The sequence below is a fragment of the Rhodococcus sp. 14C212 genome (genome assembly GCF_011058195.1).
GTDB lineage: Bacteria > Actinomycetota > Actinomycetes > Mycobacteriales > Mycobacteriaceae > Rhodococcus > Rhodococcus aetherivorans.
The window spans coordinates 1-23,211 of sequence record NZ_JAALEH010000093.1; the positions used below are offsets into that span (position 1 = coordinate 1).

21 protein-coding genes are annotated in these 23,211 nt (G+C 71.5%); 12 read left to right on the plus strand and 9 right to left on the minus strand.

Annotated elements, in window-relative coordinates; all coding sequences use genetic code 11:
• Positions 1 to 530, plus strand: a 530-nt coding sequence (locus G6038_RS25760) for a zinc-binding dehydrogenase (RefSeq protein WP_165041021.1), incomplete at its 5' end; no start/stop codon positions are given.
• A 30-nt stretch (positions 531 to 560) separates the two neighbouring features.
• On the plus strand, positions 561 to 986 hold the full coding sequence (locus G6038_RS25765) for a VOC family protein (protein WP_165041023.1): 426 nt from the start codon (positions 561 to 563) through the stop codon (positions 984 to 986).
• 10 nt (positions 987 to 996) lie between these two features.
• On the opposite strand, the gene G6038_RS25770 is transcribed toward G6038_RS25765, so the two are convergent.
• Both G6038_RS25770 and G6038_RS25775 read right to left on the minus strand, forming a co-directional pair.
• The gene (locus tag G6038_RS25770; RefSeq protein ID WP_165041025.1) at positions 997 to 1,995 is read right to left on the minus strand and encodes an AraC family transcriptional regulator; all 999 of its coding nucleotides are present in this window, start codon (positions 1,993 to 1,995) and stop codon (positions 997 to 999) included.
• Positions 1,996 to 1,997: 2 nt separating this feature from the next.
• A complete protein-coding gene (locus G6038_RS25775; protein WP_165041027.1) occupies positions 1,998 to 3,191 on the minus strand; it encodes a pyridoxal phosphate-dependent aminotransferase in 1,194 nt (397 codons plus the stop codon).
• A gap of 119 nt (positions 3,192 to 3,310) precedes the next feature.
• On the opposite strand from G6038_RS25775, the gene G6038_RS25780 reads away from it, so the two are divergent.
• Complete coding sequence (locus G6038_RS25780) at positions 3,311 to 3,922, plus strand: carboxymuconolactone decarboxylase family protein (RefSeq protein WP_165041029.1); 612 nt, start codon at positions 3,311 to 3,313, stop codon at positions 3,920 to 3,922.
• Here the strand turns inward: G6038_RS25780 and G6038_RS25785 are convergent.
• A complete protein-coding gene (locus G6038_RS25785) occupies positions 3,904 to 4,317 on the minus strand; it encodes a VOC family protein (protein ID WP_165041031.1) in 414 nt (137 codons plus the stop codon). The genes G6038_RS25780 and G6038_RS25785 overlap by 19 nt on opposite strands.
• 142 nt (positions 4,318 to 4,459) lie before the next feature.
• Between G6038_RS25785 and G6038_RS25790 the strand changes: the two genes are divergently transcribed.
• Positions 4,460 to 6,805, plus strand: a complete 2,346-nt coding sequence (locus tag G6038_RS25790; RefSeq protein ID WP_165041033.1) for a galactose oxidase-like domain-containing protein — start codon at positions 4,460 to 4,462, stop codon at positions 6,803 to 6,805.
• A 41-nt stretch (positions 6,806 to 6,846) separates the two neighbouring features.
• Here the strand turns inward: G6038_RS25790 and G6038_RS25795 are convergent, their stop codons facing one another.
• Positions 6,847 to 7,776 (minus strand): sigma-70 family RNA polymerase sigma factor, encoded by a 930-nt coding sequence (locus G6038_RS25795; RefSeq protein ID WP_165041035.1) that lies wholly within the window; start codon positions 7,774 to 7,776, stop codon positions 6,847 to 6,849.
• Between the two features lie 354 nt (positions 7,777 to 8,130).
• Between G6038_RS25795 and G6038_RS25800 the strand changes: the two genes are divergently transcribed.
• The 5 genes from G6038_RS25800 to G6038_RS25820 all read left to right on the plus strand — a co-directional run bounded on the left by G6038_RS25800 (position 8,131) and on the right by G6038_RS25820 (position 13,409).
• On the plus strand, positions 8,131 to 9,219 hold the full coding sequence (locus G6038_RS25800) for an ABC transporter substrate-binding protein (protein ID WP_165041037.1): 1,089 nt from the start codon (positions 8,131 to 8,133) through the stop codon (positions 9,217 to 9,219).
• A complete protein-coding gene (locus tag G6038_RS25805; protein WP_165041038.1) occupies positions 9,216 to 10,040 on the plus strand; it encodes an ABC transporter ATP-binding protein in 825 nt (274 codons plus the stop codon). Before G6038_RS25800 ends, G6038_RS25805 begins: the two co-directional genes overlap by 4 nt.
• Complete coding sequence (locus G6038_RS25810) at positions 10,033 to 10,905, plus strand: ABC transporter permease (protein WP_165041040.1); 873 nt, start codon at positions 10,033 to 10,035, stop codon at positions 10,903 to 10,905. Before G6038_RS25805 ends, G6038_RS25810 begins: the two co-directional genes overlap by 8 nt.
• 33 nt (positions 10,906 to 10,938) lie before the next feature.
• Positions 10,939 to 12,288: an LLM class flavin-dependent oxidoreductase gene (locus G6038_RS25815; RefSeq protein ID WP_165041042.1), complete on the plus strand. Its 1,350-nt coding sequence runs from the start codon at positions 10,939 to 10,941 to the stop codon at positions 12,286 to 12,288.
• A gap of 134 nt (positions 12,289 to 12,422) precedes the next feature.
• Positions 12,423 to 13,409, plus strand: a complete 987-nt coding sequence (locus tag G6038_RS25820) for an LLM class F420-dependent oxidoreductase (RefSeq protein ID WP_165041044.1) — start codon at positions 12,423 to 12,425, stop codon at positions 13,407 to 13,409.
• A gap of 25 nt (positions 13,410 to 13,434) precedes the next feature.
• On the opposite strand, the gene G6038_RS25825 is transcribed toward G6038_RS25820, so the two are convergent.
• The 3 genes from G6038_RS25825 to G6038_RS25835 all read right to left on the minus strand — a co-directional run bounded on the left by G6038_RS25825 (position 13,435) and on the right by G6038_RS25835 (position 15,091).
• On the minus strand, positions 13,435 to 13,998 hold the full coding sequence (locus G6038_RS25825) for a GNAT family N-acetyltransferase (protein ID WP_165041046.1): 564 nt from the start codon (positions 13,996 to 13,998) through the stop codon (positions 13,435 to 13,437).
• 2 nt (positions 13,999 to 14,000) lie between these two features.
• Positions 14,001 to 14,669, minus strand: a complete 669-nt coding sequence (locus G6038_RS25830; RefSeq protein WP_346772921.1) for a DUF3239 domain-containing protein — start codon at positions 14,667 to 14,669, stop codon at positions 14,001 to 14,003.
• Between the two features lie 137 nt (positions 14,670 to 14,806).
• Positions 14,807 to 15,091, minus strand: coding sequence for a hypothetical protein (locus G6038_RS25835; protein ID WP_206025633.1), 285 nt, complete (start codon positions 15,089 to 15,091; stop codon positions 14,807 to 14,809).
• A 967-nt stretch (positions 15,092 to 16,058) separates the two neighbouring features.
• Here G6038_RS25835 and G6038_RS25840 point away from each other — a divergent pair.
• The 3 genes from G6038_RS25840 to G6038_RS25850 all read left to right on the plus strand — a co-directional run bounded on the left by G6038_RS25840 (position 16,059) and on the right by G6038_RS25850 (position 19,850).
• Entirely contained in the window at positions 16,059 to 17,459 is a 1,401-nt protein-coding gene (locus tag G6038_RS25840; RefSeq protein ID WP_165041048.1) for a citrate:proton symporter, read from the plus strand.
• A 67-nt stretch (positions 17,460 to 17,526) separates the two neighbouring features.
• On the plus strand, positions 17,527 to 19,200 hold the full coding sequence (locus G6038_RS25845) for a sensor histidine kinase (RefSeq protein WP_165041050.1): 1,674 nt from the start codon (positions 17,527 to 17,529) through the stop codon (positions 19,198 to 19,200).
• On the plus strand, positions 19,182 to 19,850 hold the full coding sequence (locus tag G6038_RS25850) for a response regulator (protein WP_165041052.1): 669 nt from the start codon (positions 19,182 to 19,184) through the stop codon (positions 19,848 to 19,850). The genes G6038_RS25845 and G6038_RS25850 overlap by 19 nt, the downstream gene beginning before the upstream one ends.
• A gap of 12 nt (positions 19,851 to 19,862) precedes the next feature.
• On the opposite strand, the gene G6038_RS25855 is transcribed toward G6038_RS25850, so the two are convergent.
• Complete coding sequence (locus G6038_RS25855; protein WP_165041054.1) at positions 19,863 to 21,521, minus strand: DNA repair helicase XPB; 1,659 nt, start codon at positions 21,519 to 21,521, stop codon at positions 19,863 to 19,865.
• A 76-nt stretch (positions 21,522 to 21,597) separates the two neighbouring features.
• Positions 21,598 to 23,211 (minus strand): helicase-associated domain-containing protein (locus G6038_RS25860; protein WP_165041056.1); only part of this gene is annotated, 1,614 nt, incomplete at its 5' end.

Sequence of the window (23,211 nt, forward strand, 5' to 3'; positions counted from 1 at the left end):
GCGTGTGGGGGGTCGGCGGGGTGGGCACCCACATCGTGCAGCTCGCCCGCCTGATCGGTGCCGTGCCGGTCCTCGCGTTCGACATCAATCCCGCGGTGCTGGAACGGGCCCTCGAACTCGGCGCCGACCACGCGTTCGACACCCGCGACCCGGACCTGGTGCAGAAGGTCGCCGAGGCGACCGACGGGAAGATGCTCGACGTGGCCTTCGACTCGGCGGGCGTGAAGGCCACCTTCGACCAGGCCCTGCAGTGCGTGATGACCGGTGGCCGCGTCGTGGTGGTCGGGCTGAGCGGGCAGGAGGCCTCCCTGGGCCCGACCGCCACGTTCGGACTGTCACGCAAGCACGTGATGGGCCACCTCGGTTACAAGAATGTCGACATCGAGACGCTCGCCGCGCTCGTCTCCCGCGGACGCCTGGACATTTCCCGCTCGATCAGCGAGATCGTCCCCCTGGAGAACATCGCCGAGGGCATCGAGAAGCTGCACAATCACATCGGGGATCCGATCCGGATCCTCGTTCAGCCCTGACCTGTCGGAGGCTCGTCGTACCGTCGCCGCATGGGTTACGAATTCCAGGTGACGGTCGATTCCAACGACCCGCACACGCTGGCGAAATGGTGGGCGGCCGCACTGGGCTGGCGGGTGGAGCCGAGTAACGAGGACTTCATCCGCGGCCTGGTCGCCGCCGGCCACGCCCGCGAGGACGACACCGAGACCTTCGAGGGCGTCCTGGTCTGGAAGGCGGGCGCCGCAATCTCCGATCCCGCGGTGCCCGCGCGGCCGCGCGTGCTCTTCCAGCGGGTGCCCGAGGGCAAGACGGTGAAGAACCGGCTGCACTTCGACATCCGGGCCGGGGAGGAACGTGAGGCGCTCGCCGGGCGTCTCGTCGAGGCGGGCGCGACCGTCCTGCACCGGGGCCGGCAGGGGCCGAGTGAGTGGATCACCATGACCGACCCGGAGGGCAACGAGTTCTGCGTCGCGTGAAGCGGCGAACCTACCGATACGCGCGCGGGGTCTTGCCCGTCCACCGCTTGAAGGCGCGCCGGAACGCGCTCGGCTCGGAGAACCCGAGGCGCGCCGACAGCGCGTCCACCGGTTCGCCGCGGCGCAGCCCGGCGATCGCCGTGTCGCGCAGCACCTCCTCGCGCAACTGCCCGAGCGAGGTGCCCTCCTGCCGGAGCAGGCGCCGCAGATGCGGTGCGCTCACCGACAGCATCTCCGCGACTTCTTCGGCGGTCGCCGTGCGGCCCTCGATGCCCGACTCGAAGATCCGGCGCACCTGCGACGCGGCGGTGGAGTCGTAGTCGCGTTCCGACATCATCAGATTCGGCGATTCGCGCAGGTACTCCTCGAGCGTCTCCTCGGTCTGCACGATGGGCGACCGCAGTGCCGCGTTGTCGATCTCGAGCGCCGCCCCGACGGCGTCGAAGGTGACCGGCACCCCGAAGATCGCGTCGTAGTTCTTCGCGAGCACCGGATCGGGCTCGCCGTAGGGAACCGTGACCGCCGCGAGCCGTACTCGTCCGCCGACGAGCCAGGCCGCGAAGCGGTGCAGCAGGATGAGCAGGAAATCGAGGATGACGCGGGTCTTGTCGTCGCACGGCTCCGGCAGCACCACCTCGAGCCGGGTCGTCTGCGGGCCCGGCGTCAGCCGCAGTCTCGGCAGCGTCGGCAGCACGCGGTTGACCTCGATCATCCGTTCGAGGGCCTGCGCGAGGTCCCGGCAGTGGATCAGCGTCAGGCACATCACCCGGAAGGTGCCGCGGGGCACCGGCCCCGGCCCGAGGCCGAACAACTCGTCACCGGTGAGATCCCAGGTCTTCTGCGTGAACCGGGTGACCTGTTCGGGGGTGAGGCGCGCGTGCGGGTGGGCGAGCACCGCGCGACTGATCCGGGCCGCATCCAGGGCCGGGGCCAGATCCACGCCGTTCGCCGCGGCCAGAACCACCGAGCGGCGCACGAAGTCGGAGGGAATGGTGGCGGGGGCGGTCATGTTCAGCCGTGCTCCCGCAGGCCGCGCAGCCGCCGGGCGCCCTCGAGAAGGACCTCGTCGCGCTTGCAGAAGGCGAAGCGCACCAGGTGATTCCACTGCTGGGGGTCGTCGACGAAGGCGCTGACCGGGACCGCGACCGCCCCGATGCGTTCGGGCAGTGCGCGGCAGAAGGCGACACCGTCCGTCGCACCGACGGGGGTGATGTCCGCGCAGACGAAATATGTTCCAGCCGACTCTAATACGCCGAATCCGGCGTCGGCGAGAGCGCCGGAGAGCAGGTCGCGCCTGCGCTGTAGATCGTCGCGCTGGGCGGCGATCCACGGCTGCTCGTGGGTCAGCGCATACGCGACGGCGGGCTGGAACGGCGCCCCGGCGACGAACGACATGAACTGTTTCGCCGCGCGTACCCCGTCGATCAGTTCGCGGGGGCCGAGCGCCCACCCGATCTTCCAGCCGGTGACGTTGAACGTCTTCGCGGCGCTGGACACGGTGACGGTGCGTTCGGCCATGCCGGGCAGCGACGCGAGCGGCCGGTGCCGGCGGCCGTCGAACACCAGGTGCTCGTACACCTCGTCGGACAGCACCAGCAGGTCCCGCTCACAGGCCAGTTCCGCGAGCGCGCCGAGCGCCGCGTCGTCGTAGACCGTGCCCGTCGGGTTGTGCGGGGTGTTGACCACGAGCATGCGGGTGCGCTCGGTGACCGCGGCGCGCAGCGCGTCCACGTCCAGGACGAACCCGGACCCCGCGCGGGCGAGCGGCACCGTGCGGCGGCTCGCCCCCGCCAGCGCCACGGACGCGGCGTAGGAGTCGTAGTAGGGCTCGGTGAGCAGCACCTCGTCGCCCGGTTCGACGAGACCGAGGATGGCGGCGCTGATCGCCTCGGTGGCGCCGACGGTGACGAGGACCTCGGTGTCGGGGTCGTGCTCGAGCCCGTACCGGGCGGCGCGGTCCGCTGCGATCGCCCGGCGCAACTCGGGCGTGCCCGGCCCGGGCGGGTACTGGTTGACGCCGTCGGCGATGGCCTGGCGCGCGACGTCGAGCATCGCGCGGGGGCCGTCCGTGTCGGGAAAACCCTGGCCGAGGTTCACGGCGTCGTGCGTAACGGCCAGGGCGGTCATCTCGGCGAAGATCGTGGACGCGAACGGGCGCAGCCTTTCGACGGTGCGGACCCGACGTGAGGACGCGATTTCTGCCATTTCTGCAGCTTAGCCGCGCCCTTCCCGGCCTCCGGCGGCGGTCGTGTCACATCCGGCGGGGCTGTCTCGTCCGAAGAGATGAACGGCCCCGCTCGGGGCCCGGGGAACGGAGTAAGGTCATGGCGCGCATTCCCGCGGTGACACCGGCCGAGGCCGGCGTCACGACGAAGATCGCCTACCGGGTGGCCCGGCGCCGCTTCGGGGAGGTGCCCGAGCCGTTCGCCGTCTACGCCCACCATCCGGCGCTGATGCGGGCGAACGCCGTGCACGAGACGCTCGTCGAGCGCGCCTCGACGGCGCTGCCGTCCCACGTCCGCGAGCTCGCGGTGTACCGGGTGGCCTGGAGCGTCGGGTGCTCCTGGTGCGTCGACTTCGGCACGATGCTGCAGCGGCTCGACGGGCTCGACGTGGACCGCCTCGAGCACATCGCCGACTACGCGACCTCCGACGCCTACAGCGACGACGAGCGTGCGGCGATCGCGTACGCCGACGCCATGACGGGAGCCGGCGGGGCCGGCGGTGCGGCCGTCGCGGTGACGGACGAGCAGGTCGCCGACCTCGAGCGCCGCTTCGGGCGGGCCGGGGTGGTGGAACTGACGTACCAGATCGCGCTCGAGAACATGCGGGCCCGGATGAACTCGGCCCTGGGAATCCACGAGCAGGGTTTCAGCACCGACGCGTGCCGGGTGCCGTGGCTGCAGGACGACGCGGCTCAGGGCAGCACGAGCTGACCGATGGGACCCGGATTCCAGGCGATCTCCCACCGGAATCCGTCGGGGTCCGCGAAATACCCTGTGTAACCGCCCCACTCGCGCTCGACCGCGCCGGAGACCGGATCGGCTCCGGCGCGGCGGGCGGTATCCAGCACCCGGTCGACGTCCGCTCGGTCGGCGACGTTGTGGGCGAGCGTCACGGGCGGGACACCGCCGCGCTGAACGGGGCCGACCTCGGCCGCGAACTGCCGTTCGTCCCACAGGGACAGGACGAGGTGCGGGCCGACCTGGATCATCACCACCTCGCCGGGCACGTCGACGACCGGGGTCCAGCCGAGTCCGTCGACGTAGAAGCGCCGGGTGCGATCGAGGTCGGCGACGGCGAGAGTGACGAAGCTCAGTCGTTGCTCCATGGCCGAAGCCTAGGCGTGTCCGTCCCGGACACGGAAGCCTAGGCGTGTCCGTCCCGGACACGCGAGTGCGGATGGGCGACACTGTTCGTGGTGTCTCGTTCGCGGACCCGACCGCGGCCGGACACGGATACTGGGAGGCGCCATGGCCGGTGGTTTCGTGCCTGTTCCGGACTGGTTCAGCTGGGAGAATCACGACTGCGGCGTCGCCGTCGCCGACATCGACGGTGACGGCGCACCGGACGTCGTCGCTCTCATGATCGACAACCCGCGAGAGCAGAACACCGGCTGGTACCGGGTCGGACACGGGCTGGCCGCCGACGGAACGGTGCGCAGCTGGGAGTCCTGGATCCCCGTTCCCGATTGGTGGGGCTGGGAGAACCAGGGCGCCGGTATCGCCGTCGCGGACCTCGGCGGTACCGGCTCGCTCGACCTCGTCGTCTTCGTCGTCGACAACCCGCCCGGCCAGAATTCCGGATACTTCCGCATCGGCCGCGACCTGGCCGCCGACGGAACGGTCACGGGAGGATGGACGCCGTGGATCGCGGTCCCGGACTGGTACGGGTGGGAGAACCAGGGCGCCGACATCGCGATCACCGACCTCGACGGCTTGCCCACCCTCGTGGTCTTCGTCGTCGACAACCCGCCCGGCCAGAACAGCGGACAGTTCCGGCTGGGCCGGGGGCTCACGCCCGAGGGAACGCTGACCGCCGGCTGGACGCCCTGGGTGCCCGTGCCGGACTGGTACGGCTGGGAGAACCAGGGTGCGGGCATCGCCGTCACCGACCTCGACGGCGACGGCCGGCCCGAACTGATCGTGCTCGCCGTCGACAATCCGCCGGGGGAGAACGGTGGTCACTACACGATCGGCTGGGGTCTGGACGGATCCGGTCACGCCCTCGACGGCTGGAGTGTGTGGTCCACCGTCCCGGCATGGGGGTTCTGGGAGAACCAGGGTGCGGCAGCCGCAGTGCTGGATCGGGGCGACGGTTCCCGGCCCGAACTGGTCGTGCTCGCGACGGACAACCCACCGCAGCGCAACACCGGATACCTCCGCGTGGTCGAACTCGTCACGGACGTCGACGAGGCGCCCGACCTGGGCCTCTGGCGCCTGCTCGACTTCGGCACCGAGATCAATCCCGTGCACGCGGCGCTGCTGCACACCGGGGACGTGCTCTTCTTCGCAGGCTCCGGGAACGATCCCGACCACCATGCGGCACACCGATTCCGCACCAGAGTCTGGCACTACCCCGCTCCCGAACTCGACGCTCCGCCCACACCGATCGACCTGTTCTGCGTCGGGCAGGCGTTTCTTCCCGACGGGCGCCTTCTCGCGGCCGGGGGCACCGAACGGTACGACCCGTTCTACGGTCTGAAGGACGCGCTCGTCTTCGATCCGGTCACGGGGGAGTGGTCGGCGACCGCCGACATGGCGTACGGGCGGTGGTATCCGACGCTGGTCGCCCTCGGCGACGGGGACGTGGTCGCGGTGTCCGGACTCGGCGCCGACAACCATCTCTCGGTGGTTCCCGAGCGGTACGCCGCGGCGACCGCGACGTGGTCGGAACTGCCGTCGCCGGGCCCGATCCCGATGTATGCGCACCTGTTCCTGCTCGCGGACGGCCGGATCTTCTATTCCGGCGGTCAATACGGCGGTAACAACGGGATGCGGCCGTCCGTGTGGGATCCCGATACGGGCCACGTCACCGCCGTGGACGGCCTGGCTGTGCCCGGTTCCCGTAATCAGGCGGCGAGCGTGCTGCTACCGCCGGCCCAGCAGCAGAAGGTCATGATCCTCGGCGGCGGGGGATTCGACCTGCACAGTCCTGCCCCTGCACTCGCCGACACGCGGATCGTCGACCTCACCGAACCGGAGCCCACCTATCGGCCCGGTCCCCCGATGGCCCATGCCCGCATGCATCTGAGCGCGGTGCTGCTCCCGGACCGCACGGTGCTCGCCACGGGTGGTTCGGCGGTGGAGGAGACGGCGCACGGCGCGCCGCCCCATGCGGAGATCTACCGGCCCGCCACCGGCGTGTGGACGCACACCGCGCCCTCCCGGGTGCCCAGGCTCTACCATTCGGTCGCCCTGCTGACCCCCGACGGGAAAGTGGTCACCGCCGGCTCGAATCCGGCCCGCAAAACGGAGGACCTGCGTATCGAGATCTACTGGCCCCCGTATCTGTTCCACGGCGACCGGCCGACACTCGAGCCGGCCGCCACCGAGGGCGGATACGGGGGAACCGTTGCCGCGACCGTGCACACGCGCGGCTCTCTGCAGGCGGTCGGCCTGATCCGTCCGGGCGCCTGCACCCACTCGTGCGACAGCGAGCAACGCCTGGTCGACGTCGCGTTCACCGCCGGAGCGGGTGGATCGGTCACGCTGCACCTGCCCACCGACCCCGACCTCGCGCCGCCGGGGTGGTACCTCGTGTTCGCGGTCGACGAGCGCGAGGTGCCCTCGGTCGGCCGATGGCTGCACCTGGGGTGAAACCGACCGCACCGTCCGGTCGACGGATTCGGTCCGGTTCGCTATGCCCGGTCGTCGTCTCCGCGGTCGAGCAGGACGCCGCGGAGCTTGTCGGGATTCGCCATGTCGTAGGCCGCCCAGACCCGCCCGTCGCGGACCGTGCAGCCGACGACCCGGCCGGCGAAGGCGCGGTGGGTTCCGTCGCCGGGGGAGCCGACGCTGACGAACCCGCGTTCGCCGTTGACGAGCGCCGGTGTGCCGGCGAGGAACGCCTCGGCGCCGTAACGCTGCATCAGGCCCAGGAAGAACCGGGCGAACCGTTCGGCGCCGACGACGACGTTGATCGCGGTGCGGGTGGTGCCGCCCGCGTCCCCGATCACCCGGGCATCGGGATCGAGTGCCGCGACCACCGCCGCGAGGTCCCCGGAGGCGAGGGCGGTCATCAGCCGCTGCACCGCCTCGGCGTGCTCGGCGGCCGGCACCGGTGGCGGCGCGGCCGCAACGGCCCGCCTACCGCGGGAGGCGAGCTGGCGCGCGGATGCCGGCGTGACGTCGAGAATGCCGGCGATCTCGTCGAACGGCACGGCGAACCCGTCGTGCAGGACGAAGGCCACGCGCTGGGCGGGGGTGAGCGTGTCCAGCACGACCATCGCCACCATCCTGCTGTCCTCGTGCCGCACAACGGCTTCCAGCGGATCCGGGGGTGCCGATCCGCCGAGCGGGGTGACGATCGGTTCGGGCAGCCACTGGCCGACGTAGTTCTCCCGGCGCGCCGTCGCCGACCGCAGCCGGTCGAGGCACAGGCGTCCGACGACGGTGGTCAGCCACGCCCGCAGATCGTCGATCCGGTCGGTGTCGGCGCCGTCGAGGCGCAGCCACGCGTCCTGGACCGCGTCCTCGGCGTCGGCGACGCTGCCGGTCAGCCGGTAGGCGACGGAGAGCAGGTGCGGCCGATGCTGCTCGAAGGCGTCGGCGAGCACGGCGGTGCGCATGGGGCGATCGTACCGACCGGCGGCGGGATCGCGACCGATACGGCACCGGACCGAACATGTCAAGGGATCCGCACACGGATGCGCCGAAGCGTTGACCCGGCGCGGCTGCCCGGGACAGACTTTCGGAGTCCGATCGCCGCAGAAGGAGTCCACCGTGTACGAGTGTCCGGACTGTTGTCGCTGACCCTCCCGGTGTAGCCCGGCGTGCCGGCCCGTCCGGCCGCCGTCGCGCGATCTTCCGTTGCCGCACCGCGAATCCCGGTTGCGCGTACGCCTTCGCTGTCGCCGCGCGCCGCATTTCTCCGTGCCCGCCCTGCCGGGCCTCTTCGTCGAACGTAAGGGACAACTCTCGCGATGTCGTATTCCACGCTGCGCAGCCGACTGGTCCGGTCGGCTGCGGTCGCAGCCACTCTCGTCACCCTCGCCGCGGGGGTCGCGGCCTGCTCCTCGGGGTCGGAGACCACCACCACGGAAGACGGTCGCACCGTCCTGCGCTATCAGGGCTCGGCCGGCCAGGTCACCTATCCCGAACTCGCGGAGAACCTCGGCTACTACGAGAACGTCGCGCTGGACTGGGTGGGCGACACCACCAGCGGTCCGCAGGACATCCAGTCCGCGGCCACCGGCCAGACCGAGTTCGGCGGCGCATTCAACGGCGCCGTCATCAAGCTCGCCGCCGCCAACTCACCGATCACGTCGGTCATCAGCTACTACGGCTCCGACAAGGAGTCGTTCAACGGCTACTACGTGCTCGAGGACAGCCCGATCCGCACCGCCCGGGATCTGATCGGCAAGAAGGTGGGGATGAACACGCTCGGTGCCCACCACGAGTTCCTCGTCCGCGAATGGCTCGCCCGGCAGGGACTGACCCCGGACGAGATCGAGCAGGTCGAACTGATCGTCGTGCCCCCGGTGAACACCGAGCAGGCCCTGCGGGAAGGGCAGATCGACGTGGGCACCCTCGGCAGCGTGTTCCGCGAGACCGCGGTCTCGCGCGGCGGACTCCGTCCGCTGTTCACCGACGAGTCCCTGTTCGGGGCGTTCAGCTACGGCACGTACGTCTTCCGAGACGACTTCATCGCCGAGAACCGGGACGCGGTGGCGGATTTCGTGCAGGGCACGGCGCGGGCCGTTCGCTGGGCGCAGACCACCCCACGCGACGAGGTCATCGCCGAGTACAAGGAGATCATCAACGGCCGCGGCCGCAACGAGAACACCGACCTCGTCGAGTTCTACAAGAGCCCCGGCGTCGCCGGGCCGGGCGGGACGATCACGGAACAGGAGATCCGGACCTGGCTCGACTGGCTCGCCCGGAACGGCGAACTGCCCGAGGGCACGTTCACCCCGGCCGACATCTACACCAACGAATTCAACCCCTACGCCAACGGCACCTACGAACCGTCGAGCGGTCCGAACGGTGAACCCGTCGAGGAGGCGAAATGAGCACCACCCCGAAGCTCCGACTCGAGCACGTGACCAAGCAGTTCCCGGTCCGCGGTACGGACACCGCGTTCACTGCCCTCGACGATGTCAGCCTCGACCTGGACGACGGTGAGTTCCTCGTCCTCGTCGGTCCCAGCGGCTGCGGCAAGTCCACGCTGCTCGACCTTCTCGGCGGGCTGAGCAGCCCGACGTCGGGACGGATCCTGCTCGACGGACAGCCGATCTCCGGGCCGGGCCTGGACCGGGGCATCGTCTTCCAGCAGTACGCGCTCCTGCCGTGGCGCACCGCGCGGCACAACATCGAATTCGGCCTCGAGGCGAAGGGCCTGCCCCGGCGACAGCGCCGCGCGCTGGCCGAGCACTACCTCGAGCTGGTGGGGCTGGGCGGGTTCGGCGAGCGCTATCCGCACGAGCTGTCCGGCGGCATGAAACAGCGCGTCGCGATCGCCCGGAGCCTGGCGTTCGACCCCGAGGTGCTCCTCATGGACGAGCCGTTCGCCGCCCTCGACGCGCAGACCCGGGAGTCGTTGCAGGACGAGCTGTTGCGGATCCGGCACGAGACCGGCAAGACCATCCTGTTCATCACCCACGGCATCGACGAGGCGATCTACCTCGGACAGCGCGTCGCCGTGCTCACCTCCCGGCCCGGGCGGGTCAAGACCGTCGTGGACATCGACATCGATCGCACCGTCGACGACGTCCGGTCCGGCGAGGCATTCCGACACTATCGACACCGGATCTGGTCGTTGCTGCACGCGGAGGTCGAGCGCGCGCAGCACCACGAGTTCGGTGCCGCAACCCAGGAGGCGCAGCATGTCTAGTCCGAGCGCCACGCTGATCGACCCCGTCGAGCTTGACGGGGCCCTCGCGGAGCAGCGACCCGCGCCGGCCCTGCCCGCCCCGGGCGCCGGGACCGGACGCCGGGTCGGTGCCCTCGTGTGGCGCGGTGTGAAGCCGGCCCTCGCGATCCTCGCCTTCCTCGCGGTCTGGGAGACCGCGCCCCGGCTCGGGCTCGTCGACGAGGTGTTCCTGCCGCCCTTCACCGTGGTCGCGGAGGCCTTCACCCAGCTGATCGGGAGCGGCCGGCTCGCCGAGCACCTCGGCGCCAGCCTGTCCCGGGCCGTCACCGGTTTCGTGATCGCGGTGCTCGTCGCGATCCCGCTCGGGGTGGCGATCGGCTGGTACCGGCCGGTGGCCGAGTTCCTCGATCCGATCCTCGAGCTGTTCCGCAACACCGCCGCGCTCGCACTGCTGCCCGTGTTCATCCTGATCCTGGGCATCGGCGAGACCTCGAAGGTGGCGCTGGTGATCTACGCGAGCACCTTCCCGATCCTGCTCAACACCGTCTCCGGCGTGCGCACCGTGGATCCGCTGCTGGTCAAATCGGCCCGTTCCCTCGGTCTGCCTTCCCACCGCCTGTTCCAGAAGGTGATCCTGCCGGCTGCCGTGCCGACGATCTTCACCGGCATCCGGATGGCTGCGGCCTCGTCGATCCTCGTGCTCATCGCGGCCGAGATGGTCGGCGCCAAAGCAGGTCTCGGCTATCTGATCACCGCCTCGCAGCTCAACTTCCAGATCCCGAACATGTATGCCGGCATCGTCGCCATCTCCCTCGTCGGTCTGACCTTCAACGGGATCCTCGTCGCAGTCGAGCGCCGGCTGTCCCGCTGGCGCGCAGACCGGTAGCCCCTCCGTTCCCACGCACCCGAAGAGGTTGTCATGTCCCAGTCCCCGAAGCAGTTCCACCTCAACGCCTTCCTGATGGGGGTCGGCCACCACGAGGCCGCCTGGCGGCACCCGCGCACCGACGAGCGCCGCGTCCTCGACGTCGCGCACTTCCAGGAGCTCGCACAGATCGCCGAACGCGGCAAGCTCGACTCGGTGTTCTTCGCCGACGGCCTCGCGACCGGTCCCCGCGTGGAACACAACATCCAGGCGATCTTCGAGCCGATCACCCTGCTGTCCGCGATGGCCGTCGTCACCGAGCGGGTGGGCCTGATCGCGACCGCGTCGACCGGCTACAACGAGCCGTTCAACCTCGCCCGCAAGTTCGCCTCGCTCGACCACATCAGCCACGGCCGCGCCGGCTGGAACATCGTGACCTCGGGCGGCGCCGACGAGGCGGCCAACTTCGGCTACGACGAGACACCGGACCACGCCGGCCGTTACGACCGCGCCGCCGAGTTCGTCGACGTCGCCGTCGACCTGTGGGACAGCTGGGACGACGATGCCGTCGAGCTGGACGTCGACAGCGGCCGGTTCGCCGACCCGGCCAAGGTGCACACCATCGACCACGACGGCCCGCGGTTCACGGTGCGCGGACCACTGAACTCCCCGCGCTCCCCGCAAGGCCGTCCCGTACTGGTACAGGCCGGATCCTCGGAGAGCGGAAAGGATTTCGCCGCCCGGTACGCCGAGGCGGTCTTCACCGCGCAGCGCACCCTGGCCGAGGGGCAGGCGTTCTACCGCGACCTGAAGGCCCGCGTGGCCGCGGCGGGACGCGATCCGCACTCGCTGAAGGTGCTCCCCGGGATCGTGCCGTTCATCGGCGACACCGCGGCCGAGGCGAAGGCGCTCGAGCAGGAGTTCACCGACCTGATCTCGCCGGCGTACTCGCTGCGTCAGCTCTCCGGGATGCTGGGGGTGGACCTCACCGAACATGCCCTCGACGCGCCGCTGCCTCCGTTGCCGCCGCTCGACCGGATCCAGGGCAACAAGAGCCGCTACGAGCTGGTGAAGAACCTCGCCGAGAACGAGCACCTGACCGTGCGCCAGCTCATCGGCAAGCTCGGCGGCGGACGCGGGCACCGCACCTTCGCCGGCACCCCCGAGCAGATCGCCGACGAACTGCAGCTGTGGTTCGACAGCGAGGCCGCCGACGGCTTCAACGTCATGCCGCCGTATCTACCCGGCGGACTCGAGGACTTCGTCGAGCAGGTCGTGCCGATCCTCCGGGATCGGGGACTGTTCCGCACCGAATACACCTCGACGACGTTGCGCGGGCACTACGGGCTCGACCGCCCGGCCGGCCGGTTCGACGCTGTGCCGGCTCGAGCGGCGACGGCCTGACTGCGCGGCCCCGGTCGCGCGGAGGGAACCCCGCGCGACCGGCGCCGGTCCGCGATACTGGGGATCGGCCGGCGGACGGCTTCGCCGTCACCCGGCCGGCATGCAGGCCCCGACCTCGAAGACAGGAATCCCACATGCGATTCGGAATGTTCGTCCCCCAGGGCTGGCGGCTCGACCTCGTCGGCATCGATCCCGCCGAGCAGTGGCGGGTGATGCGCGATCTGGCGCAGCGCGCCGACGCCGGCCCGTGGGAATCGATCTGGGTGTACGACCACTTCCACACCGTGCCCCTGCCCACCGAGGAGACCACCCACGAGGCCTGGTCGCTGGTGTCGGCGTTCGCCGCGGTCACCGAGAACGTGCGCATCGGACAGATGTGCACCGCCATGAGCTACCGCAACCCCGCCTACCTGGCGAAGGTCGCCGCGACCGCGGACATCATCTCCGGCGGCCGCATCGAGATGGGCATCGGGGGCGGATGGTACGAGCACGAATGGCGCGCCTACGGATACGGCTTCCCGTCCGCGCCGGAACGGTTGCGCCGCCTCGACGAGGGTGTGCAGATCTTCCGCCAGGCCTGGACCACCGGCACCGCCACCCTGCACGGTAGGCACTACCAGGTGGACGGTGCCGTCGTGCGGCCGCTGCCGCTGCAGGAGGGCGGCATCCCGTTGTGGATCGCCGGTGGCGGGGAGAAGGTGACGCTGAAGATCGCGGCGAAGTACGCGCAGTACACCAACTTCGACGGCACCCCGGAGGGTTTCGCCCACAAGTCGGAGATCCTGCGGGGGCACTGCGCCGAGGTGGGCACCGATTTCGACGCCATCGTGCGCTCGGCGAACTACAACGTCGCCATCGGCCGTACCGAAGCCGAGGTGCAGGAGCGCCTCGCGGCGCTGCGCGCTCGGCTCGAACCGTACGTCGGGCCGGAGAAGGCCGACGGTGCGCTCGACGCGTTCCGGGGTCTGCCCGCCGTCGGCACTCCCGAGCAGATCGTCGAGAACTTCACCGCACTGAAGAAGCAGGGCATGACGTACGCGATCCTCTATTTCCCCGAGGCCGCCTACGACACCTCGGGCATCGAGTTGTTCGAGAAGGAGGTACTGCCCGAACTGCGCTGACCGGCGCCGCCGTCGGCCGTGCCGATCACATCGGCCACCCGTCGGCCGGCACGCGTGGGTCGTCGGGCAGCAGACCCGCGACCCACGCGTCGTGCCGCACCCCGCGCTGTAGCACCCCGCGCCGTTGCACCCCCTCGAAGCGGAAGCCGACGCGCCGCGCCACCGCCGCCGACGCGAGATTGGCGGCCAGAGCCCGCCACTCGATCCGGCCCAGGCTCAGGCCGTCCGCGCCGAAGGCGAAGTCGCACAACAGGTTCACCGCGGCCGTCGCGAGCCCGCGGGTGCGTGCGGCCGGGGCGATCCAGTATCCGATCTCCGCGGCCGACGGGTCGCGCGCGATCAGCCCGATCGTGCCCAGCAGCGGGCCGTCGGCGGTGGTCCGCACCGCCCACACCGGGCTGTGTCCCTCCCAGCCGGCGGGCACCACGTCGCCGACGAACCGTTGCGCGTCGGCGCGGGTGTAGGGGTCGGGGACCGTCGTCCACCGCACGATCGACCGGTCCCGGCAGGCGGCGGTGAGCGCGTCGACGTCGTCCGGCACGGGCACCGTGAGAACGACGGTGCTTCCGGCGAGGACGACGGGTCGCATGGTCAGCGCAGGTCGGAGGGCAGGTCCTTCGGGTCCAGCACGAGCCGGCGCTCGTCCCTGGCCGTGACCTCGTCCGAGAGGGACAGCTTGCCCTCGACCACCTTCCACTCGGTCTCGTCGATCGCGGCGGCGGCCTCCCGCAGCACCGAGGCGTCGCGGGTGCCCCACGCGATCGGCATCGGGCTGACCATCTGCCACGCGCCGCTCGTGTTGCGAGTGGTGCGGTCCGACAGCACCGCAACACACGGCACCCGCTCGCCGACCTGCACCCGGTGCCCCGGGACGGCCGTGACGTCCCGGGCGACCAGCGCATAGCGGTGGACGCCGGTCTCCGGTTTGGCGATGTCCACGAGGGCGAGCAGCGTCATCCCGCGTGGCCGGAGTTCGGAAATCACGGCCGGCACCAGAGGACTGTCCCGGTACAGGTGCTGGATCGTGCCCACCTTGCGCGGCGCCCACACCGCAACCCACGCAGCGGTGAGCGCGGCGACGATGACCACGGCCGCGACGACGAAGGACCACGCCCGGCCGATCAGGATCAGCCACACCGCGGCCGCCGCGAACAGCACCGCCAGCACGATCCCCGACACCCGCAGCCGCCGCACCTCGGCGACGGTCTGATTGACGGCCTTGGCGTGGGGCAGGTCCACGGGGAAGTCGAAACGGCGCACGACGTCAGCTTATGCGACCGGCTTGTCTGCGGTGGAGCCCCGTAGGGGTGGCCGCAGCGGTGGCGAAGGGGACGTTGCTGTGGAGCCCTCTCGCGCTATGGCGCAGGATCCACCCCTTCGACACGAGAACCTTCGGATCACTGCGTAGCGGCCCGTATCGCTGCGATCACGCCGGCGACGAGCAGGGCCAGCAGGGCGACCACGAGCAGGACCGGAGCCAGCAGCGCCACCAGGACGACGGCGAGAGCAAGGAGGATCTTCGTCTTGGTGCTCAGTCCGGACAGCAGGCCCTTGAACGCCGCCCACACGGGATTCTTGCCGGAAAGGACGGCCCCCACCCCTTTCAGGACGGCCCTGCTGCTCGCACTGCCGTTGGTGACGGAGTCGGTGAGCTGGTCCGTCAACTCGGGGACATCGCGCATCACCGCGCTTCGTTGCTTCCGCACCGCCCGCGCAAGTCGGCGAACGTGGGTCTTCAGCCACTCGACGAGGGCCGCGACGGACCGGCGCTTGCGGCTCGGAGGGGCATCACCGAGCCCGGTGGGTCGGGTGTGTTCCGATGCCGATGCCGGTCGGCGGGACGTGCGCTCCGCCGACGAGGGCCGGGATGCCGACGAGGGCCGGGATGGCGTGGACGTGCGGGACTGCTCGCGGGGCCGCTGCCGATCCTCCCCGGCGGCGGTGGCGGTCCGCGTCCGCGGACGTGCCGGACGCGTGGCGGCGTCCTGGCCCCGGCCGCGCCGGGCCGTACCCGATGTCGATCGGCGGGTGGCCGTTGCCTGTTCGGTGCGTGGCTTCGACGTCTTCCGCGGTGCCGCCGTGGTCGATTTCGTGGTGGTCGATTTCGTGGCGGCGTCCTGCCCCGGGCGGCGCCGGGGTGTGTCCGCCGTCGATCGGCGGGTGGCCGTTGCCTGTTCGGTGCGCGGCTTCGACGTCTTCCGCGGTGCCGCCGAGGTCGATTCCGTGGCGGTCCGTTTCGTGGCGGCCGAACGTCTGCGGGGCGCTCGTTCCCTGTCGACGGTGGCCGACGCCGTCGGCCTTTTCGCCGTTCCGGACGACGGGGCCGCACGGCGCGGCCGCTCGGTCGTCGTAGTCGAGCTGTCCCGGTCCACGGCCTTGGTGGCCGTTCGGCCGGGGCTGCCGGATGCGGTCCGGCCACCTGTTTCGCCCCGTGCGCCCATGCAGAGGGCGTACCCCTCGTGCGGTCCCGGCAAACCCGCCGACCGGGGCGAAGCACTCGAGCAGAATGCGCACAACGGCGCTATCGCACGCAACGGTGACCGCCCACAGTGGCCTGCCCCACACTTCCGTGTAGCAGAGATCACACCGGGCGACGACCCGGGTTCTCGAACCTCCTCCGCACCCTCCCCCGACGAAAGCGAGCAGATCGTGCTTGTCTTCCTCGGCTTCCTCATGGTCGCCGTCTTCATGTATCTGATCCTGTCCAAGAGGGCCACGCCCGTCGTCGGGCTGATCCTCGTTCCGGTCGCCTTCGGCCTGTTCGCCGGTGCCGGCGCCGACCTCGGCGACATGATCGTCGACGGGGTCACCGACCTCGCCCCGACGGCCGCGCTGCTGTTCTTCGCGATCATCTTCTTCGGGATCATGATCGACGTGGGTCTGTTCGACCCGCTGGTGCGGCTCGTCCTGCGACTCGTCCGGGACGACCCGGCGCGGCTCGTCGTGGGGACGGCAGTGCTGGCGATGGTCGTCTCCCTCGACGGCGACGGCTCGACCACGTTCATCATCACGACGTCGGCGATGCTGCCGCTGTACCTGAAGCTGCGGGTGAGCCCCGTGGTGCTGACGGTCGTTGCGGGCCTGTCGAACGCGACGATGAACATCATCCCGTGGGGTGGCCCGACGGTCCGCGCCGCCAGCGCGCTCGGCCTGTCCCCGTCGGATGTGTTCGTCCCGATGATCCCGTCGCTGCTCGTGGGGTTGGTCGTCGTGCTCGGGTTCGCGCTGCACCTCGGAGTCATGGAACGGCGGCGCCTCGGCAAGCTGGTCTGGACCGCCGAGCCGGTCCTGGCCGGAGCCGGTCGCGGCGGCTCGACAGGAGCGGGTCGTTCGGGTGCGCGTGGCACCGGCAGCGGATCCGGCCCGGACGCGACCGGCGACGACGAGAGCGGCCGTTTCGTCGCAGGTCTCGATCCGACTCGCGCGACCCTGCGGCCGAAGCTGCTGCCGTTCAACGCGCTGCTCACCGTCGCCCTGCTCGTTGTCCTCGGGCTCGACGTCCTGCCCATCCCCGTCCTGTTCATGATCGCCGCGGGCCTGGCGCTGGCCGTGAACTTCCCGCGCGTATCGGAGCAGTCCGAGGCGATCGTCCGGCACTCGTCGAGCATCGTGTCGGTCGTGGCCATGGTGTTCGCGGCCGCCGTCCTGACCGGGGTGTTCCAGGGCACCGGCATGGTCGAGGAGATGGCGCAGTGGCTGACCGGCGCGATCCCGGACGCGCTCGGCCCCTACCTTGCGGTGATCACGGGCGTGCTCAGCATCCCGTTCACGTTCTTCATGACCAACGACGCCTTCTACTTCGGCGTGCTGCCGGTCCTGGCCGAGACGGCCGCCCAGTACGGGATCGAGCCGGTCGAGATGGCCCGCGCCTCGATCACCGGCCAGCCCGTGCACATGCAGAGCCCGCTGGTGCCCGCGATCCTGCTGCTCGTCACCCTCGCCGGTGTCCAGCTCGCCGACCACCACCGCAAGGTGCTGTGGCGCGCGACGATCGTGTCGCTCACCATGCTGGCCGTCGGCATCGTGCTCGGCCAGATCCCGCTCGGCTGAACCCGCACCGACGTACCGTCGCGGGAAACGGATCGAACGTGTCGGACCCCGAACTGCCGGAGGCGTCGTGAGGCTGCGCACTCAGGTGCTGCTGTTGCAGTCCGCCGTGGTGGCGGTGGTGCTCGGACTCGGATTCGCGGCCTTCGTCACCACCACCGAGGATCGCGTCACCGACGAGCACGGACAACGCGCCCTCGCCGTCGCCCGGACCGTGGCAGCCGATGCCACGGTCCGGGCCGAGGTGGCCAGGCTCGCGGCCGCCGACGACGGCGTCGTCGCACCCGGTAACCCGGAGCTCGCGACCGGCACGGTCCAGCAGGACGCCGAGGCGGTGCGCGCGGCCACCGGCGCGTTGTTCGTCGTGGTTACCGACGAGCAGGGACTGCGGCTGGCCCATCCCGACACGCGGCTGCTCGGTCTGCGGGTCAGCACCGACCCCGACGAGGCCCTGGCCGGACGGGAGGTGGTGCGCAGCGAGCGCGGCACCCTCGGCGACTCCGTCCGGGCCAAGGTGCCCGTCGTCGCCCCCGGCTCGGAGCGAATCGTCGGCGAGGTCAGCGTCGGCATCGCCACCGACCGCGTCCGGTCGGAGCTGCGCGAGGACGTCGCGCAGGCGGCTCTCGTCGCGGCCGGCGCCCTGGCCTGCGGTGCCGCGGGCTCGGCGCTGCTGGCCCGGCGGTGGAAGCGGCTGACCCTCGGCCTCGAGCCCGAGCAGCTCGCCGAGCTGGTCCGGGAGCAGGAGGTCGTGCTGCACGGCATCGGGGAAGGGGTGATCGGCGCCGACACCGAGGGGGTGGTCACCGTAGTCAACGCCGAGGCCCGGCGGCTGCTCGACCTGCGCGGCGGGGTGGGGGACCGACTCGAGGACGTCGGGCTCACCCCGCGCCTGCTCGACGTCGCGCGCCGCCCGCGCGACGAGCCGGTGGCCGCCGCCGCGGGCGACCGGATCGTGCTGGCCGTCGCGCGACGGGTCCGGCGCGACGGCCGCGACCTGGGCACCGTGATGTCGGTGCGCGACCGCACCGACGTCGAGAAGCTCACCCGCGAGCTCGACGCCGTGCAGTCGCTGACCACCGCGCTGCGGGCCCAGCGGCACGAGACCGCGAACCGCCTGCACCTGCTCTACGGCCTGCTGCAGCAGGGCCGCAGCACGCAGGCCACCGAGTACCTCGAGCAACTCCTCGGAGCCGGGCCCACCGGCCGGCCCCTCGAGGGACTCGACGCCGTCGCCGACCCGTACCTGCACGCCTTCCTCACCGCCAAGGCCGCCCACGCGCGGGAGAGCGCGGTGACGTTGGTCCTCGGTGAGAACACCTGGGTGCGCGGCACCGTCCGCTGCCCCGTGGACGTCACGACCGTGCTGGGCAACCTGCTCGACAACGCGATCGAGGCCGCCCGCGAGCACGGGCACGACCCCGCCGAGGTGGAGGTCGAACTCGTCGAGGCCGGCCGCGACCTGCACCTGACCGTCGCGGACACCGGTGCCGGCATCGCCGCCGGCCGGGCCGGGGAGGTCTTCGGGGAGGGCGTCACCACCCACGCCGACGGTGCCGTCCCGGGCGGTCGCGGAATGGGTCTGGCGCTGGCGCGGCAGGTGGCCCGGCAGCACGGCGGCGACGTGACCCTCGCCGACCCCGGCGGGCGGCGCACCCCGGACAATCCCACCGGGGGCGCGGTGTTCGTCGCCACCCTGATCGACGTACTCGACGAAGGAGACACCGGATGGGCGGATCCGATCTGACGGTGCTCGTCGTCGACGACGACTTCCGCGTCGCGGAACTGCACGCGAGCGTGGTCGCCGCGGTGGCCGGATTCCGCGTCGCGGCGGTCGCCGGAACCGTCGCAGCGGCGCGCGCCGCGGTCCGCGAGGCCCCGGTCGACCTCGCGCTCGTGGACGTGTACCTGCCCGACGGCTCCGGCATCGATCTGATCCGCGAACTCGACTGCGACGCATTCGTACTCGGCGCGGCCGCCGAGGGCACGACGGTGCGGGCCGCGCTGGCCGCCGGTGCCTCGGGATATCTGGTCAAGCCGTTTCCCAACACCGAACTCGCGCGGCGGTTGTCGGCGTACGCGCAGTACCGGCGTCTGGTCGCCGGAGCCGAACTCACCCAGGCCGAGATCGACTCGGCGCTCGCCGCGCTGCGCCCCGCACCGTCGGGCGCCGGCGATCGGACGCCCCGATCGGTGACCAAAGAACTTGTCCTGCAAGCCCTCTCGACCTCGAACGTACCCATGTCGGCGGGGGAGGTGGCGGCGACGATCGGGGTGTCCCGCGCGACCGCCCAGCGTTATCTCGCCGCGCTCGTCACCAAGGGTCAGCTGCGGATGCAGCTGCGGTACGGCAGCACGGGACGACCGGAACAGGAGTACCGCCTCCCGCCCGGCTGAACCGGCAGGCGGTCAGCCGATGGTGGGGCCGAGCAGATCGTCCGCGTCGGTGATCCGGTACGCGTAACCCTGCTCGGCGAGGAACCGCTGCCGGTGCGCGGCGTACTCGGCGTCGAGGGTGTCGCGCGCGACGACCGAGTAGAAGTGCGCCTGCCCGCCGTCGTGCTTGGGGCGCAGCAACCGGCCGAGGCGCTGCGCCTCCTCCTGGCGCGAGCCGAACGTGCCGGACACCTGCACCGCCACCGACGCCTCGGGCAGGTCGATCGAGAAGTTCGCGACCTTCGACACGACGAGCACCTTCAGCTCACCGGCGCGGAAGCGGTCGAACAGCTCCTCGCGCTCCTTGTTCCGGGTCGAACCCTTGATCACCGGCGCGTCCAGCGCCTCGCCGAGTTCGTCGAGCTGATCGAGGTACGCCCCGATGATCAGGGTGGGGGAGTCGCGGTGCCGGTCGAGGATCGACTTCACCACCGCGATCTTCGTGTGCGCGGTCGAGCACAGCTTGTACCGCTCCTCGGGCTCGGCCACCGCGTACGCCATCCGTTCCGCGTCGGTCAGGGTCACCCGCACCTCGACGCACTCCGCGGGCGCGATCCAGCCCTGCGCCTCGATGTCCTTCCACGGTGCGTCGTAGCGCTTGGGGCCGATGAGCGAGAACACGTCGCCCTCGCGGCCGTCCTCGCGCACGAGGGTCGCGGTGAGGCCGAGCCGTCGCCGGGACTGCAGGTCGGCGGTCATCCGGAACACCGGGGCGGGCAGCAGGTGCACCTCGTCGTAGATCATCAGCCCCCAGTCGCGGGAGTCGAACAGCTCGAGGTGGCGGTATTCGCCCTTCGTCTTGCGGGTGACGACCTGGTAGGTGGCGATGGTGACCGGGCGGATCTCCTTCTTCTCCCCGGAGTACTCGCCGATCTCGTCCTCGGTGAGCGACGTGCGGGCGATCAGCTCGCGCTTCCACTGCCGGCCCGCGACGGTGTTGGTCACCAGGATCAAGGTGGTGGCGCCCGCCTTGGCCATCGCGGCCGCACCCACCATCGTCTTGCCCGCCCCGCACGGCAGCACCACCACGCCGGAGCCGCCGGCCCAGAACGAGTCCGCGGCCATCTCCTGGTAGTCCCGCAGGTGCCAGGGGTGGGTCTCGAAGTCGAGGCTGATCGCGTGCGCCTCACCGTCGACGTAGCCGGCGAGGTCCTCGGCCGGCCAGCCCACCTTGAGCAGCATCTGCTTGAGCCGGCCGCGCTCGCTCGGATGCACGATCACGGTGTCGTCGTCGATGCGCGCGCCGAGCATCGGGGCGATCTTCTTGTTGCGCATCACCTCCTCGAGCACCGCCCGGTCGAGGCTGACCAGGGTCAGGCCGTGCGCGGGGTTCTTCACCAGCTGCAACCGGCCGTAGCGGGCCATGGTGTCGACGATGTCGACGAGCAGCGGCTGCGGGACCGCGAACCGGGAGTGGCTGACCAGGGCGTCGACGACCTGCTCGGCGTCGTGCCCCGCGGCGCGGGCGTTCCACAGCGCCAGCGGGGTGACGCGGTAGGTGTGCACGTGCTCGGGGGCGCGTTCGAGCTCGGCGAACGGTGCGATGGCCTGGCGGGCCTCGTTCGCGAGGGCGTGGTCGACCTCGAGGAGCAGGGTCTTGTCGGACTGGACGATCAACGGTCCGTCGGCCACGGACGCCTCCTAGCGCGGGAACAGGCAGAACCTCCCCATTCTCCAGGTGCGGCGGCAGGCCCGCCACCGGCCGCCGTCACTCCACGAGCGCGACCGTGGTGATGCGGTGCAGCACGAAGCTGCGGACCGTGCCCGCGGCGGGGTCGAACGCCTCGAGCTGCCCCCCGCCGACGGCGACGGGATCGACGATGCGGTGGGTGGCGACACCCTGCGCGTCGACGTAGCCGATCCGCACGCTGCGCTTGCCGTGCGCGGCGAGCTGCAGCAGCGCCATCGTCGCGGCACCGCCCGTGCGGGTGCCGTCGCCGCGGACCGTGGTGCCGCGCGGGGCGGCCGCGGCCCGGTCCCCGGCGCGCAACGTGCGGATCAGGGTGTCGAGTTGCTCCCCGGTGGGCGGCGTCGGTCCGATGTAGCGGGGCCGTGCCCGCGGCACCGACACCCGTGCGCCTCGCGGCCGCAGGTCCAGCACCGCGCCGGTGGCGTCCTCGCCCGCGGGCGCGAAGCCCGCACCGCGCAGCTCGGCGAGCACCTCCGCCAGCGGCGCCTGCGACACCGCGACCGTCGGTGCGACGGCCCGCAGGGCGAGGTGGCCGGCAACGGGGTGACCGAGCACCTCGGCGAGCAGCGCCGGGTCGTCGGAGCGGACGAACGAGGCGGCGATCCCGGCGCGGAGCCGGCCGTGACGGCGGGCGACGTCGTCGATCAGGTAGGTCAGCGCCTGGGGGACGGGAGTGCGCGAATGCGTGGCGAACAGGGCGTGCAGGTCGGTGGCGCCGGTGCCCGCGTCCAGGGCGCGGCGCACGCCGGCCTCGCTCACCCGGTACACCGTGGCCGCGCCCGCCGACTCGACGTCGGCGACGAGGGCGATGCGGTCCGCGAGCTCGGGCACCAGGGGGCCCGGTGCCACCACCGTCAGGTCGGCCTGGACCAGCACGTAGTCGACCGGTTCCGGCAGGACCGCGGACAGCTCGGCCTCGGGGTCGCCGCCGTGCAGCAGCGCCTTGCCGGGCGAGGCGAGAGCGCCGTGCGCGACGACGGCCAGCGCCGTCGCCTCCCGCAGCGTCTCGGCCACCGTGTCGCCGCCGAGCCGGGCCGCCCACCGCGGCCGCCGCCAGGCCAGCACGGCTCGCGCCGCATCCGCGCCGGGCGCCGACCCGGGCACCTCGGCGAGCAGCTCCAGCAGCAGGCGCCGCTCGCGCGGCGTGGCGGTGGACTGGCACTCGTCGGACAGTGCGGCGATCGGCTTGTCCGTCGCGTCGCGGCGCCCGACGAGCCACGGACGTCGCGGCGCGTCGAGCCACGCGCCCGCGAGCACGGCCCAGCGCTGCGCGGGCGGCGCGTTCGACCAGCCGTCGGCGGCGGTGGTCGGCGCCCAGTAGTCGTCGACGTCCGTCGGCGGCGGCGGCTGGGGCACGCCCCGCGCGATCAGGCCGGCCGCGGCGAGCACCTCGACGAGCAGCGCGGCGAGCTGCTCGTCGACGTCGACGGTCTTGGCGAGGCGGCGCAGTTCGCGCACCCCGAGGCCCCCGGACTTGAGCGCGGGTGCGGGCAGGACGGCCAGCGCCTCGATCAGGTTCTCGCAGTGCCGCAGCAGCTCGAGGGCGGCGCCCGCCGCGGTGGCGTTGACCTCGGCGACGCCGTGCGTCGCGGGCAGCGGCCGGGGCGGGGTGAGGGCGGCGGGGTCGAAGGG